Source organism: Alteromonas sp. BL110 (assembly GCF_003443615.1).
Taxonomy (GTDB): Bacteria; Pseudomonadota; Gammaproteobacteria; order Enterobacterales; family Alteromonadaceae; genus Alteromonas.
This window is the reverse complement of record NZ_CP031967.1, coordinates 3,046,156-3,060,982: the sequence shown is the minus strand read 5'-3', so window position 1 is coordinate 3,060,982 and position 14,827 is coordinate 3,046,156. Positions and strand designations below refer to the sequence as shown.

Genomic DNA, 14,827 nt, shown 5'->3' with positions numbered 1-14,827 from the left:
AGCCGATACGTACAAATGATAGAAGTACGTACCGCAAACTCTGGTTAAAAATGAAAAGAAAAACGCGGCAGTAATGCTACTGCCGCGTGCTAAACCCAACTAGACTAAAAATCAGGCTAGTCGGCCGTTATTTAGCGATTACAGGAAGACCTGTTGTCCAAGGACCACCGGCATCAACCACAGCTTTTTGCAGCTTAGGTACAGCAGTATCTTGTAAGGTACTGATACGCGTAACTACGCTATCTAAACTGTCTTGAGCATAGCCAAGCTGATCTTTGTGCTGCTGTGTAGGCCCATAAGATGAACCTAAAGCAGAACGCGCATAGCGCAGGCGGCTCATAATATTCGCCGGCTTGATGCCCATTCTATCGCGAGATTTAAGACCATAAAATGCTCTGTTTATTTCGTTTATTTCATCTTGAATTGAGGCAAATTGGGCTTCAAGTTTAGCCACATCATTTGGCGTGCGGTCGATAGCTGTGCGCAACAGAGCCATCGTATCTTTAAGCTGCGTCAGCACTGTTGTTGAAGAAAGTGCACGTTTTTGCGCTCCGCTTACCTTGTCTGAATAGGCAGCTATTTCTTCATAAGTAGCACCTTCAAGCGCACCTTGATAAATAGGCTTAAGTTCAAACGAAACAGGTTCAGAAAGTGGTGTTACCTTAGCATCGACGCGCTTGAACAAGGTAGCAGTATAGGTACCGGGTAGCGCCATCAAACCTTTACTTCTGCCATCTTTACCGGTGAGCGGGCTAGTTAACGCATGCTTCATATCCCAGGTGATGCGATGCAAGCCTTTTTTCGCTTTACCCTCAACGCGCTTAATAACGTCTCCGTCGCTGTCGCGTACCTCAACATAGACTGCAGGCGCCGCTTCTTGGTTTTCTGCTTCCACGACTTCCCAGCTTGGGTATTTAGGGTACTTCTTATCTTCTATTAACTTCTTCTCTGCTTCTTGGCGCTTTTCTTTTGCCGTAAGCAAACTGTCTTTAAGATAATAGGTGAAGGTTGCACCGTGCTCAGGGTTCTCAGCAACAAAGCGGTCGTCGCCGTCAGAGTCAGTGTGATTATCATCTAGCTGAAACCATTTAACTGGGCGGCTTGGCCCAAACAAAATGGCATCTTGCTGCATAGACTTCTTCGTTAACGTACGCAGCGGCGCGTAGTCATCAAGAATATAAATACCTCGACCAAAGGTACCTGCCACTAAGTCATTCTCTCGGCGCTGTATTTTAACATCGCGAGTTGAAATGGTCGGCATACCACCGTCTAACTCAACCCAATCTTTGCCGCCATCTACCGAGAAAAATACACCAAACTCTGTACCGATAAAGAGCAAGTCTTTGTTAATATGGTCTTGCACAATACGCCAAACTAGGTGCTTCTCAGGCAGGTCTTCAGCCAATGAAGTCCAGCTTTTACCTAAGTTAGTCGATTTAATAAGATAGGGTTTATAGTCGCCATATTTGTGATTATCAAGCGCCACATATACGGTATTTGGGTCGAACAAGTCAGCGCGAATATCATTCACATAAGAATTGGCAGGAATGCCTCTGATATCGTCTAATTCGATTTTTTTCCACGATTTGCCGCCGTTGGACGTTACTTGAATAATCCCGTCGTCAGTGCCTGCCCACAAAATGTTTTCATCCACTGGGCTTTCAGCAAAATTAGCAATGGTATGGAATTCGGTCATGGCATATAAATCCCAACCGGCTTCTACCGACCATGTACGCCCCATCAATGGCGAGTGCATACGATTACCGTTTTTCGTTAAATCGCCTGATACTGGCGTCCAGCTATCACCGCGATCATCGCTTCGCCACACCCGCTGCGAAGCAAAGTAAATACGCGCGGGGTCATGAGCTGAAACATTTATCGGTGCATCCCAGTTGTATCGTTCTGCTGGGTCGCCTGGAAGTGGCTGAGGCTTGATGTATACACCTTCACGGGTTTTCATATCAACGCGGGTCAAATTACCCTGTTGCCATTGAGAATACATTATATCAGGGTTGCCTGGCTCTACCGCTGGGCCATGTCCGTCACCACCTAATGTTAAGAACCAATCTTTGTTCTTTATTCCTTCCTCTCGCATAGTGCGTGAAGGGCCGCCTTGCGTAGAGTTGTCCTGCGCACCCGCGTAAATTTTGTAAAAAGGCTTTGAGTCATCTGGCGCAACTTTATAGAACTGGGTCAACGGCAAGTTAGCCATAAAGCGCCAGTTCGCCATTCGGTCGTGAGACATATAAATACCGCCATCAGACCCCATTAATACAAAATCTGGGTCGGTGGGATGAAAGGCCATAGCGTGGTCGTCCACGTGCTTGCGCTTGGTATTAATAGGTGTCCATGTTTTACCGCCGTCGTCTGATACTTTGCTGTAGTTACTGGCGATGTAAACACGGTCAAATTGATGCTGGTCTGCGAAAATTTCTTGATAATAGTGAGGACCAGTTCCGCCGCCTACTTCATCAGACATTTTAGTCCAGCTAGCGCCTTGGTCTGCTGAGCGATAAAAGCCACCACCGCGATTATCCGTTTCGATAGTGGCATAGATAACATCTGGGTTCATAGGCGATATAGCCATACCAATTTTACCCATATTCCCTTTCGGCAACCCTGTTTTAAGCTCAGTCCAGGTTTCGCCACCATCGTTAGAAGTATGAATACCTGCGCCTTCGTTTGTGCCTACATAAGCGCCAATGGAGCGTTGGCGCGCCCACGTAGCAGCATAAAGTTTATCTGGGTTGCGCGGGTCGATAAGTAAAGACGTTACGCCCGTCCATTTGTCAGCTGGCTTTAATACCTGCTTCCAGGTTTCACCGCCATCGGTGGTTTTATACAAACCGCGCTCGCCGCCACCACTCCAAAGTGGACCTTGGGCAGAAACCCATACGATATCGGGGTTAGTAGGATGGATAATAATGTCTGAAACGTGCTCTGACTTCGACAGCCCCATATTCTTCCAGGTTTGACCGCCATCTAACGACTTGTAAACGCCGTCACCGAAGCTGATGTGGCGACCGCCATTGTTTTCGCCAGTTCCCACCCAGATGATGTTTGAATTACTTGGCGCAATGGTCACATCACCAATGGAATAAACAGGTTGATCGTCGAAGATGGGTTCCCACGTTGTGCCCGCGTTAGTGGTTTTCCATACGCCGCCAGAGCCAACCGCGGTGTACCATGTAGACGGGTCGTTCTGGTCAATCGCAATATCAGCAATTCGGCCCGACATATAGGCAGGCCCAATGTTTCTAAGCTCTAAAGCTTTGAACGTTGAACTGCTAAAAATACCGTCTTTGTCGTCTTTGTCTGCGTAGGTGGGTGAACATGAAAGTGCAATTGACACCGCAACTGCCGCTTTAAGAAGCTTTCTCATTATTATTATCCAATGTGTGTTGGTAGAGCATAGCGCTCTGTTTAAATTGTAGTATTACCAGTTATAGCATTACTAACAAATGCTTAAAGTTACAATGAAACGCACGACCAACAGCACAATACTAAAGTTAAATACATGCAGCGCATGCCATACTTCAATTAACATCGGAATTAATAATAAATAAAACTAGCAACGTATGCAGATTGATATTGGAACTACTCTAGCGCTTGTGACTGGTATAATTAGAGCATCTGGTTCCTTACGAGTATAAAAATTACCAGTAGTAAGTAAAATAAAACATAACAAAATATACACAAGATGGGCGGTGTTAATATTCTTTTGCTGATACACTCAACACTTTAACTGCATTATCCTATAGGTAATGCTTGTTATATCTAGTTAGTAAATGGTAGTGACATCGTTTTAGTGAATTTTTTTTCAAGCTGCTTTGTTTTCTCAGTATTCATTTTGGCACTCTGTGTACCGATGGAGGTGCGCGGGTCTCTGCCAGTACCTGAGAAACAAGGTAGTTCAGTTCAAGTACTCCCTGTCAGCGTTGATAAACTGAAAGAACGTGCACTATCTTTCTATAAGGCGGGGAATTACAAGCAAGCCATTTCAACCTTTTCGAGCGTTGCTAAAGTATTAGAAAACCGAACTCACGAAAGCGACCTATCTGTCTTAGGCAGAACCTACATCTATATTGCTCAATCATATAAAAGACTCAAACTACGCGAAGAAACTGCCGCTTTTTACAGGAAAGCGTTAGCCACATATGAACGTATCGATAGTAAACGTAATATGGCACGCACCTTAAATACCTTGGCGGAAGCTGAGCGCTACCTAGGTAATTTAGATATCGCGCTGAATTTGGTCATGGAAAGCTTACGCATACACGGGACAATTGACGACCCGGATGGTAAAGCCAAAGCACATATGGGCGCGTCAATTATTTTGCGTTACATTGAAAATTACGAACTATCTCTTGAACATTTGAAGCTGGCTTATGCTTATTTCAAAGGTGAGAACAATGCTGTAGGAACAGCAAAAACAGCGAACGAAATAGCTCATCTCTATGTGCGTTTGGCTTCTTTCGAAGACGCCAGGTCGTTTTACGAGGTCGCCTTAGCATATCCAGCTGAACAGCTTCCCCCTGCTACTATCGCTACCGCTTTGCGAGAACTGGCTGGGATTGAGGTGATAGCAGCAAACTACAAAGAAGCACGTAACTACGCTACCCGTGCTATGGCTATTTACAACACGCAAAATACACCTGAAAAGAAAACAGCTGTATTACGAATTATTGGTGATACGTATAAAGGTGAAAATAATCTCACCCAAGCCATTGACAACTATCAGGCGAGCTTGAACATCGCTAACGAGCTTGGTAACAATTTATTTAAGGTGAAAGCGCTTTTGCCCTTAGGTGAAACATACTTTCAACAACAAGACTTAATCGAAAGTGCGCGAGCTTTCAAAAAGGCGCTAATCTTTTCTAAGGGTTTACAAAACAAGACTTATCACTTAGCTGCACTTAAAGGTCTACGTGAAGTGAGCTCTGCTTCTGGCCAATTTCAAGACGCCCTTGAATTTGCTGAAAAAGAACTGGCGCTAAGCGAACAGATACAGCTTGAAAACAGCGAAAAAGATCTGGAGAAAGCCAAAGCCAAATTGCTGTCGTTTAAATTAGAAAATGAGGTAGAAGCACTTAAAGAACAGACTCGTTTAGATGAACTAGAAATAGCGAGAAAAAATAATGAAATTGAAATTTCGCGAAAAGAACAACAGATAGCCAACCTTCAATTGTCGAAAGAGCGATACGCAAAGCTAATGTTATCGCTAGTGGTTATCGTATTAGTAAGCATCGCTTTAATTTTATATCGAAGCTACTCCGCGTCGCGACGTAAAAATGAAGAACTTCACTACCTTGCTACTCACGATTCACTCACCGATTGCTTTAACCGGCGCTATCTGTTTGATTCATTAAAAAACCTTTTCTCAGAATCACACGCTAAAAAATCTTCCTGCCTTGTGATGATAGATATTGATCACTTTAAAAAAATAAATGACGACTATGGTCACAATGCAGGAGATGACGCACTCAGAGGCGTCGCACGCGTACTGCGCCAAAACATATCAGACAACGATGTGCTAGCTCGCTTCGGCGGCGAAGAGTTCTGTATAGTCTTGCACAGTTCATCTTTAGAAGATGCTTTGAACTTGAGTGAAAAAGTACGTTCGCAAATTGAAGGTTACGCCTTTGACGAGATAAAGCTAACATGTAGTATTGGTGTTACTTCTCTTGAGCATGGCGCTTCATCCCCTACTGAACTAATAGAGCAGGCTGATAAAGCGCTTTTCTTTTCAAAGGCAAACGGTCGTAATCAAGTTAATGCTTATACCGCTACCTAGGTAGCTATTGTTTGTATTACTTAATTATCCAACCTACCGATTTACTATCCCTAAAAGTCAAAACGAGAAATAACTTCCGTTAAAACGTAACAATGTCATCGTTTTTTAAATGGCCCACAACTGGGCTTAATTCTGCATCTTCAAATGCCGCGTCAATAGCTTTAAATCTACCAGAGGTAACCTTGCGATAATTTGGGTGGGTGTAAATATAAGTTTGTTTTGATTGAAGGGCTTCTATTACGCGCTCTGCTAGCACGGAGGCAGCTATACCAGACTCTACCGCTTTAGTTGCCGCTTGGGCACCAGCTTTGAGCTTCTCTTTATCAATGCGCTTTTCAGCTGCCACAGCGTACTTTTCCTGTCTATTCCTGTACGACTCGTGAATGCGTGTCTTCACAAACGCTGGGCATAATACCGAGGTATGAATACCAAAGGGCTTCAATTCTGGTACCCAACTTTCTGTCATAGATACCACTGCCGCTTTTGAAGCGCAGTAAGCCCCCGCATACGGCATTCCCATCATTCCAGCCATGGATGCCACATTCAATATCCAGCCGCCTTCACCGTGTTCTTTGATGGCTGGTACGCATGCTTGCGCGCCATAAAGTACGCCCATTACGTTGACGTCCATAACCCAGCGCCAGGTTTCATGTTCTGAATCTTCTACTTTACCCGGCGTTCCACCCACACCAGCATTGTTGATCACCATGTGAACCTTACCGAATTTCTCTTTGGCATTGGCAACTATATCTTCCCACTGAGAGTAGTCGGTAACATCCAGAGCACAGGTCAACACATCAAAACCTTGTTCCCGTAATCCCTTGCTCGACTCAGTTAACGTCACGTTATCGATATCGCCCATAACAATATTCATGCCCTGCTGCGCCAACGCCTCTGCCAACGCTAGTCCTATGCCTCCAGCGGCCCCAGAAATGATGGCGGTTTTACCCGCGAACTCTTTAGACATCCTACTCTCCAATTATTGTTGTAGCGCTGTTGGCTTGCTGAGTAAAGCTTTTCAACAGGCACGAAAGAAAGATTCTTTCGTATAGTTAACTAACGCCTCGGACAGTCATTCAGCACTCGTAGAAACAAATAGATTAGGGGTAAACCAACGGGGAACATACTTTATTTGGCTAATTTGGAATGCTTCACGAAATTGATAGGGCACATAACGCCAGATAGTAACTATCGACAAAAGATATAAAGTGAATAAAAGCTTAAAATTGAAAGGTATGAGTTAAATCTGCAAAGAAAAAGGGCAGTGCGCTCACTGCCCTTCTCTAATTTTCGCTAAGCTATGCTGCCCTTTTTTATTTCGCAGGCATCACATAAACTTCTCGAACACAGGCCGACTCATTAGCGCTTAATGCAAACAATACTGACTTTGCTATATCTGCTGGCTGAAGCTTATCTTCCTTAGGCTCGTCAAAAAATGGCGTGTTCACCATACCGGGGCAGATGGTGGTGCAACGACCGCCCCACTCACGCATTTCCTCGGCAAGATTTTGGCCGAAACCATAGGCAAACCATTTACTTGCGCCATAGACAGAACCTTTTAGAGTCACTCTTCCGGCAACCGAGCTAGTAATGATAAAATGACCTTTCGTTTTTTTAAGAAAAGGTAGACTCGCCTTAGCGGTATAGAGTAAACCATTGACGTTAGCGCCTAACATCCCATGCCAGTCTTCTACGTCGCCTTTCTCGATACCAGCAGCTTTGGCGCCTCGCCCAGCGTTGGCAAATACGCCATCTAAACGTCCAAAATGTTCATATACTTGCTCAAATGCGCGGTTCACTTCATCGAAGTTACTCACATCAGCTTTGATAGCGCGAGCATTGTCTTCGCCTAACTCTTTAACTAATACGGTTAACTTATCTTCACTTCGCGCTAAAAGCGCAACTTTGTAACCTGTATCAACCAATTGCTTTGCCGTTTCTTTGCCAATTCCGCTAGAAGCGCCGGTAACTACGATAACTTTGTCGCAAGGTGTGGTGCCTGTCATATCATCTCCCATTTTTAACTCATTAAAATCAATCTGATTCTGCTTCTCTCACAGCTTGGCACTGTGAAGAGAAGCTGAAGTTTAGGAAGACACTATGCAATCATCTTACTAATTTGATCGACGAAGGCAGGGATATCATTAGGATTTCGGCTTGTAACTAACTTATCGTCGGTTACCACTTCCTTATCTACCCAATTGGCACCTGCGTTTTTTAAATCTGTTTGGATACTAGGGAACGAGGTAAGTGTTGCTCCTTTCGCTAAACCCGATTCCACTAACAGCCATGGGCCGTGGCAAATTGCACCTACAGCTTTAATGCTGTCTGTACTGTTTGCCTCCTTAATAAAGTTTACCGCGTCTTTATTAGCACGAAGTACATCTGGGTTTATTTGACCGCCGGGAAGTACAAGGGCGTCGTAGTTATTAAGGTTAGCGGATGATACCTGCAAATCAACGTCTACATCTTTGCCCCAATCGTCTTCATCCCAAGCTTTGATTGAGGTTTGATCTTCAATAGATAAAATATCAACGTGTGCGCCACGCTCGGTGAACATCTCTTTAGGTTGAACCAATTCACTTTGCTCAAAACCGTTAGTTGCTAAAATAGCAATTTTCTTACCCTGAAGATTTTGCGAGTTGCTCATATTTGTTACTCCTTTTGCACGTTCTATCGAATTCCCGAAGCCCTACTAACGTCGCAACGATTAAACAGCGCTACGGATATCGATTTAGTAACAAGTGAACTGCAAATTACAAACCACCCCGTCAAAAAACAGTAAGTTACTATTTTAAATGAAGTTATTCATTGAAGGTTAACTTAAGCCTTTTTACAGGCTTCATCAATTATTTGCACGCTCCATGAATGATTTACAAAGAAGATTAAGCCGTCTTCTTCATTTTGATGTATGAAAGAATATAAACGCGTACTTATCGAAAAAGATTCGAGGAACTATGAGCAAGGGACGATTCAGCCACGCAAAATCTGCATTCGAGCTTTCACTGAAAAGTTGGTGGAGCATAATAAAACGTATATTCACTAGCCTACAAAAAGATAATATTCCCCTTATCGCTGCAGGTGTTGCTTTCTACTGTTTACTGGCGATATTCCCCTTACTCGGTGCAACTATCGCCCTTTATGGGCTTATGGTTTCGCCGCAAGAATTACAAAACCATATGTCGTTACTTGTTAACGTAGTGCCAGCCGATAGCCGGTACATTATTGAAGAACAGCTTACCAATTTAACCGAAAAATCGAGCACAGCGCTGGGCTGGGGCTTTCTATTTACCCTTTTGCTCTCACTTTGGAGCAGTAGTAAAGGTGCTAATGCACTTATTAAAGCGTGCAATATTACCTACAGTGAATCTGAGGGACGAAGCTTTCTAAAAGGAATTTTGGCTCGTGTGACCTGCACCATATTCATGATCTTAACTGTTATAGTCGCCCTAGCCTGCATAACCATTTTACCAGAAGCGATAGTCTGGGTAACGGCAAAGGCTATTAGCGCTGAGCAAGCTACATGGATAACCTGGCCCATCATGCTTGGTTTGTTCAATTTAGCTTTATCAGCGTTGTACCGCTATGCACCACACCGCCGTGAAGCCCAATGGCGCTGGGTTACACCGGGCTCACTGTTTGCCACCATATTATGGCTAGTTGCATCCTACGGCTTTTCTTTTTACTTGAATGAGTTTGCAAGTTACAACAAAACCTATGGTTCGGTGGGCGGCATTATCATCTTACTTATGTGGCTATATATAAGTGCCTACATCATACTTATCGGTGCAGAGGTCAATTCGGCAATAGAGCTTCAAACAACAGCAGATAGTACCAAAGGCGAAGATAAGCCCATGGGCGAGCGAAACGCTTTTGTAGCTGATCATACCCCAGATGATGTGAAACGTTAGCGGTTACAAATTAAGCAACGCGCGGTAACATTGAATACTAATTTGCGAGCAAGTAAGTGAGCCGTGTAATAAGGACTTATTACAAAACTATACCTCTATTCAGTTATATTCATTTAGTGTTTTGTATATCTTTTCCCTTACCCAATGTTGGGTAAATCATAAAAGGAATTATACAATGCAAGAATTAAGTTTTACTGAAATAGAGAACGTTTCCGGCGGCTGTGAAGAGCACTGCTGGGGTGATTTTAGCTGGGGAGGTTTTTGGGCCTCAGTAGGAGCTGGCGCCATAGGTGGAGGAGCTGCTGGTTGGGGCGGCGCTGCCTTGGGCGGCTTATCTAGTGGTTTAGGTTACGCTGGTGGCAAAATAGGCGACAAAATGTCAGAACGCACTACTGAAACTGACGAATAAAAAACGGAGGCTTTTTGCCTCCATTTCAAGGAACTTCTTAATGAATATCTCAGTCCTGCAAATAGTTAAGTATATTGCTTATATGCTCTCAATTATTGTTTTAACCGTTTTTTCGCTTAACACTGCCACACATTATTTCAGTCTCAATGGACGTACAGAAATAGTCGTGACATCAATAGTTGTTTTCATTATTTCACTACTTTGTACTATCGTAGCGAAAAAGCTAAATGTCTTCCCCTCCCCTACAATTAAGCGCTAGCCTGAAAACAACTGCATCTGTATGTAACGTGTTTTTTGGCTAACGCTTTCTAAAGGTGGGTAGTTTTTCGCTGCTATTTTTCGCAGCTTTTTTCGCTAGTGCAGCTCATTTGAAGTTAACGTGTTTAAGTGTTCTGCTTCGCGAATGCCCAGAACAGTAAGCGGAAAACACACTTTCGCCATTTTTCTTCATCACCTCGCCATAATAATTGTTCATAATTCGCCCTAATTGGGGCATTTAATAATAAGCATCGTCACCTAAAGCGAGCTTATTCCATGCTATTTTCCAAAACACCCAAGCGCGACTACTTCAACCCGAGTAATACACATAAGCCCTTGTTTCGCGAGCGGCGACAATCGCTAAAGCCTCACAATCATAAATTGTACATACTTGTGTCATTTCTCTGTTTCTTGCTTGGTGTGGTGTTAAGCCCATTAAGTCGCGCAGAGTCTGGTGAACTCATGATGCAGAGCAAGGACGGAGAGTCGTCACCGGCCTTATTGCACTCAACTCATGTCGAGCTGCAAGTTAATGGCATGATTGCTCATGTCACCTACTCCCAAACGTTTACTAATGATAGCGATAAATGGAAACATGGTGTGTATACCTTTCCGCTAAATGAAAACGCGGCAATAAATAGTATGCAAATGCTCATTGGCGATAGGGTTATACGCGGAAAAATAAAGCCGAAAACAGAAGCTAAACAAGCATTTGATGCAGCCAAAAAAGCGGGAAAGAAAGCCAGCTTAACGCAACAACAACGTCCGAACTTGTTCACTCAACACCTGGCAAACATTGCCCCGAGTGAAAAAATAACGGTTAAGCTACAGTACATACAGCAAGTTAACTATGACAATGGGGAATTTAGTTTCCATCTACCTACAACCCTCACCCCACGCTACATACCGGGTATTACTATCAAAGATTTAAGCGATACTGTTCTTTCTACACACGCTTTCGCTAACAGCGATAAAACTGAAATTAAAAGTAATCAAGCCCCGCAAAGTGTAGGTAACGACAGCAGTCGTATAACTACCAGCAGTCGTATAACTACCAACAACACATTTGTTTCAGGCTGGGCACTACCCACAAATGAAGTCAGTGACGCCGATAAAATAACACCATTTATGGCTCCAGCACAGTCCGATAGCAATACGAATCAGCTTTCTTTCACTGCAACTATAAATTCAGGCATGCCGCTTGATTCCATCAATAGCGCAGGTTACAAACTTAACTGGCACTCTATTGAAAACGCAAGATATCAATACCGCGCTTGGCTTGGTGATAATCACATCACTATGAATAAAGATGTGTGGTTGCGGTGGCGTCCGTCGAAGGAATCTACTCCACAAGCAGCTTATTTCGCTGAAGATATAGATTCAGATCACTACGCGTTAGTTATGTTAACACCGCCTCAAGTTAATCCTGACGATCTTCAAGACTTTCCGCGCGACGTTACTTTTCTCATAGATACGTCGGGTTCGATGGGCGGACGTCCAATTGAGGATGCCAAAGCCGCGTTAAAGCTGGCCATTGAAAGACTAGACACAAAAGACAGGTTCAATATTGTGGCATTCAATACAAGCTACAAAAAACTATTTAGTCAGCCCGCGAATACTAAGCCGCATAACATAAAGACCGCGCTCTCTTTTATTTCTAATTTGCACGCCAACGGTGGTACTGAAATGGCGGGCGCCCTTTATGAAGCGCTAAACGTACAGCCACAAGAAAACAACATTAAACAGATTGTATTTATCACTGATGGCGCCGTGGGAAATGAAGCTGCACTCTTCTCAATGATTCAACAACAGCTAGGTAGCGCAAGGCTTTTTACGGTAGGAATTGGCAGCGCGCCTAACAGCTACTTTATGACCCGCGCTGCACAGTTCGGACGGGGTAGTTATGTGTTTATCGACAACCAGAATAACATTCAAAAAGAAATGCAGCGCTTGTTTAGCAAGCTTGAAAGCCCTGTGTTGAGCAATCTTTCTTTAACCCTACCTAAGGATATGCGACATAAAGACAACGTTGAAGTTTACCCAAAACGCCTGCCTGACTTGTACGCTGGCGAGCCACTGCTCATTAATTTAAAAGTACCCGACCTTACCCACGAAAAGCGCAAACATAGCAATAATTTAGATGACTATATCGCAGTCAATAGCCTTCAGCTTGAAGGTACATTAACCGACAAAGACGGTAATACCCATAAGTGGCAACGCAGTATACAAGCGCGTTATTTAACAGCAGAACGTAACAATAACGTAAGCGATACTTCAGCTAATGCTAAACCACCTCACTCAACACAAAGTAAAGGTATCGCCACCGCATGGGCGCGCAAAAAAATTGCGGCGCTTATGGATGAAAAAGCCCTTGGTAGAGATGAAAACGAGGTTAAAAACGACATTATTAACGTAGCCTTACCGCACAACCTGATTACGGCATATACCAGCTTTGTTGCTATTGAAGAGGTAGTATCAAGACCTGAATCGGTAAACGTTCAATCGCAAAATATAAAAAACCTAATGCCGCAGGGTACGCAAATGCGCGCCGTTAGCTATCCGAAAACCTCTGCTGGAATTAATTTTCACATGGCTATAGGTGCTCTTTCACTACTCTTGTTGATACTGCTCTACACAAGTGAAACTCAGCGTTTTCTTTTAAGGCAATACCGTATTTTTATAAAAGACCAAAGAGTAACGCATAATGGTTAGGCCCAAAGTACTTATAAGTGTATTGCTTATTGCAGCTGTAACCTTTGGGTTTGGCAAAGCTGCGTGGATAGCCTTAAAGGCGGAGTTAGCCCAAGTACTGATTCAAAAAGCGTGGACAGAAACCTTGCAAACGGGCGCTGGAGTTAAGCCTTGGCGATGGGCTGACACGTGGCCCGTAGGACGGTTAGTGCACCCCAAAAGCGATACCGACTTGTATATACTAGAAGGTGCCCAAGGAAATGCGTTGGCCTTTGGCCCAGGAAGACATACCAATGCAGGAGAGTTAGCCAGTGAAACCAGCGTGATTGGAGGCCATAAAGACACGCATTTCGCTTTTCTTGAGAAGGCAAATATCGGTGACGCACTACAACTTCAAACTTCTGATGAGATATGGCACCCCTATCGAATTTCTGCGAAGCGCATTGTTGATATAAAAAACCAAACGCTGAATGTTCAGCTCAATCAAAAAAGGCTGTATTTAGTCACTTGTTACCCATTTCATACCATCGCCCAAGACAATCATTTAAGGTTAGTTGTCGAGCTTAAGCCTTCATAGAATCGAAGCTATGGGGTCAGTGTCGTTACTCTGACCCCACTTTCTTGATAAGCGCGGCTTTCTCGCTTTCGCTTAAAAACGCTATTGCTAGGGCGTTTTCTTGCGCTTGCTTAATATGAGAAGGAGTCAGGCCTGCTTGCTTGGCCGCTACATTAAATTCGTGATCTAGCTCTATACCTTGAACGGCTGGATCGTCGGTATTTAGGCAGGCGAGTATGCCGTGTTCTAAAAAGGTTTTTAACGGGTGTTCCGGTAATGAAGTGACTGTATTTGTAAGTATGTTACTGGTTAAACAACTTTCTATGCCAATGCGCTTATCGCGCAAATAGTCCATAAGCTTAATATCATAAATGGCATTAACACCATGCCCTATTCGCGTAGCACCTAAGTCATTGATAGCTTGCCAAATACTCTGAGGGCCCGCCGCCTCACCCGCGTGCACTGTGATAGCTAACCCTTCTCGCTGCACCTGTTTAAAGTGCTCTACGAACAAGTCACCAGGGAAGCCTTTTTCATCGCCGGCTAAATCGATAGCAGTAATGTGCGTTTTGCACGCCAGTATTGCATCTAACTCTTGTTGACATGCTTTTGCGCCATAAGAGCGCGACAATATCCCTATCAGGTTAACCTTAACATCGTAATCTTTGGCTGCCCTTTTTACACCGTCTATAACCGCTTCAACCACACCTTGTGTAGGCAAACCGTGGCTTTCAGCCATAAAGTAAGGGCTAAAGCGCAGCTCTGCGTAATCAATGCCCTGCCTTGCCGCATCCTCAACGTTTTCAATAGCCACCCTTCTACAAGCATCAAGATTGCCTAAAACCTTAACGCCCCACGTTAGCTTATTTAAAAACGAGACCAAATCCGGCGCGATTTTCATTACTTGAACGTGCGGTCGCAACCCCTCTATCGAGTTACCGGGCAGATCAATATTAAACTGCTGCCCAAGCTCAAGAATGGTTTGCGGACGCACATTACCATCTAGGTGGCGGTGTAAATCTAGAAGCGGAAGTGTGTTATTAATCATGGGAATACGATTTGAATAAGAGCATTCTCAAGTATAACACCTACCGCATTAAACCTCGCTTTCTGCCCGAAAATAACTTTTTTATAGTGGGACAAAACTGTGCTTTTTTGTAAACAATCCCTTATTAAGGACTACGCCTTAATAAGGCTTGCACGAGTCA

The 14,827-nt window shown here is 43.9% G+C and carries 10 protein-coding genes; 5 read left to right on the top strand and 5 right to left on the bottom strand.

Annotated elements, in window-relative coordinates:
- Window positions 1-127 precede the first annotated feature (127 nt).
- Complete coding sequence (locus tag D1814_RS13180) at window positions 128-3,382, bottom strand: VPS10 domain-containing protein (RefSeq protein ID WP_118492982.1); 3,255 nt, start codon at window positions 3,380-3,382, stop codon at window positions 128-130.
- Between the two features lie 486 nt (window positions 3,383-3,868).
- Between D1814_RS13180 and D1814_RS13175 the strand changes: the two genes are divergently transcribed.
- Window positions 3,869-5,794, top strand: a complete 1,926-nt coding sequence (locus tag D1814_RS13175) for a tetratricopeptide repeat-containing diguanylate cyclase (protein WP_118492979.1) — start codon at window positions 3,869-3,871, stop codon at window positions 5,792-5,794.
- A gap of 79 nt (window positions 5,795-5,873) precedes the next feature.
- Here the strand turns inward: D1814_RS13175 and D1814_RS13170 are convergent, their stop codons facing one another.
- The 3 genes from D1814_RS13170 to D1814_RS13160 all read right to left on the bottom strand — a co-directional run bounded on the left by D1814_RS13170 (window position 5,874) and on the right by D1814_RS13160 (window position 8,444).
- The gene (locus tag D1814_RS13170; RefSeq protein WP_118492977.1) at window positions 5,874-6,761 is read right to left on the bottom strand and encodes an SDR family NAD(P)-dependent oxidoreductase; all 888 of its coding nucleotides are present in this window, start codon (window positions 6,759-6,761) and stop codon (window positions 5,874-5,876) included.
- A gap of 346 nt (window positions 6,762-7,107) precedes the next feature.
- Window positions 7,108-7,800 carry an SDR family oxidoreductase gene (locus D1814_RS13165; protein ID WP_118495391.1) on the bottom strand — a complete coding sequence of 231 codons (693 nt, stop codon included), beginning with the start codon at window positions 7,798-7,800 and terminating at the stop codon, window positions 7,108-7,110.
- A 92-nt stretch (window positions 7,801-7,892) separates the two neighbouring features.
- Window positions 7,893-8,444: a type 1 glutamine amidotransferase domain-containing protein gene (locus D1814_RS13160; RefSeq protein ID WP_118492975.1), complete on the bottom strand. Its 552-nt coding sequence runs from the start codon at window positions 8,442-8,444 to the stop codon at window positions 7,893-7,895.
- Between the two features lie 307 nt (window positions 8,445-8,751).
- Here D1814_RS13160 and D1814_RS13155 point away from each other — a divergent pair, with 307 nt between their 5' ends.
- The 4 genes from D1814_RS13155 (at window position 8,752) to D1814_RS13135 (ending at window position 13,640) form a co-directional block, all read left to right on the top strand.
- On the top strand, window positions 8,752-9,705 hold the full coding sequence (locus D1814_RS13155) for a YihY/virulence factor BrkB family protein (RefSeq protein ID WP_118492972.1): 954 nt from the start codon (window positions 8,752-8,754) through the stop codon (window positions 9,703-9,705).
- A gap of 175 nt (window positions 9,706-9,880) precedes the next feature.
- A complete protein-coding gene (locus D1814_RS13150) occupies window positions 9,881-10,114 on the top strand; it encodes a hypothetical protein (RefSeq protein ID WP_118492970.1) in 234 nt (77 codons plus the stop codon).
- Between the two features lie 720 nt (window positions 10,115-10,834).
- Complete coding sequence (locus D1814_RS13140) at window positions 10,835-13,084, top strand: marine proteobacterial sortase target protein (protein WP_232368883.1); 2,250 nt, start codon at window positions 10,835-10,837, stop codon at window positions 13,082-13,084.
- Window positions 13,077-13,640 carry a class GN sortase gene (locus tag D1814_RS13135; RefSeq protein WP_118492963.1) on the top strand — a complete coding sequence of 188 codons (564 nt, stop codon included), beginning with the start codon at window positions 13,077-13,079 and terminating at the stop codon, window positions 13,638-13,640. Before D1814_RS13140 ends, D1814_RS13135 begins: the two co-directional genes overlap by 8 nt.
- 25 nt (window positions 13,641-13,665) lie before the next feature.
- On the opposite strand, the gene add is transcribed toward D1814_RS13135, so the two are convergent.
- A complete protein-coding gene (gene add / locus D1814_RS13130) occupies window positions 13,666-14,667 on the bottom strand; it encodes an adenosine deaminase (RefSeq protein WP_118492961.1) in 1,002 nt (333 codons plus the stop codon).
- Window positions 14,668-14,827: the final 160 nt, after the last annotated feature.

Coding starts and splice junctions, on each gene's coding strand:
- D1814_RS13180 (WP_118492982.1), bottom strand. CDS start 3,382: ATGAGAAAGCTTCTTAAAGCGGCAGTTGCGGTGTCAATTGCACTTTCA.
- D1814_RS13175 (WP_118492979.1), top strand. CDS start 3,869: ATGGAGGTGCGCGGGTCTCTGCCAGTACCTGAGAAACAAGGTAGTTCA.
- D1814_RS13170 (WP_118492977.1), bottom strand. CDS start 6,761: ATGTCTAAAGAGTTCGCGGGTAAAACCGCCATCATTTCTGGGGCCGCT.
- D1814_RS13165 (WP_118495391.1), bottom strand. CDS start 7,800: ATGACAGGCACCACACCTTGCGACAAAGTTATCGTAGTTACCGGCGCT.
- D1814_RS13160 (WP_118492975.1), bottom strand. CDS start 8,444: ATGAGCAACTCGCAAAATCTTCAGGGTAAGAAAATTGCTATTTTAGCA.
- D1814_RS13155 (WP_118492972.1), top strand. CDS start 8,752: ATGAGCAAGGGACGATTCAGCCACGCAAAATCTGCATTCGAGCTTTCA.
- D1814_RS13150 (WP_118492970.1), top strand. CDS start 9,881: ATGCAAGAATTAAGTTTTACTGAAATAGAGAACGTTTCCGGCGGCTGT.
- D1814_RS13140 (WP_232368883.1), top strand. CDS start 10,835: ATGATGCAGAGCAAGGACGGAGAGTCGTCACCGGCCTTATTGCACTCA.
- D1814_RS13135 (WP_118492963.1), top strand. CDS start 13,077: ATGGTTAGGCCCAAAGTACTTATAAGTGTATTGCTTATTGCAGCTGTA.
- add (WP_118492961.1), bottom strand. CDS start 14,667: ATGATTAATAACACACTTCCGCTTCTAGATTTACACCGCCACCTAGAT.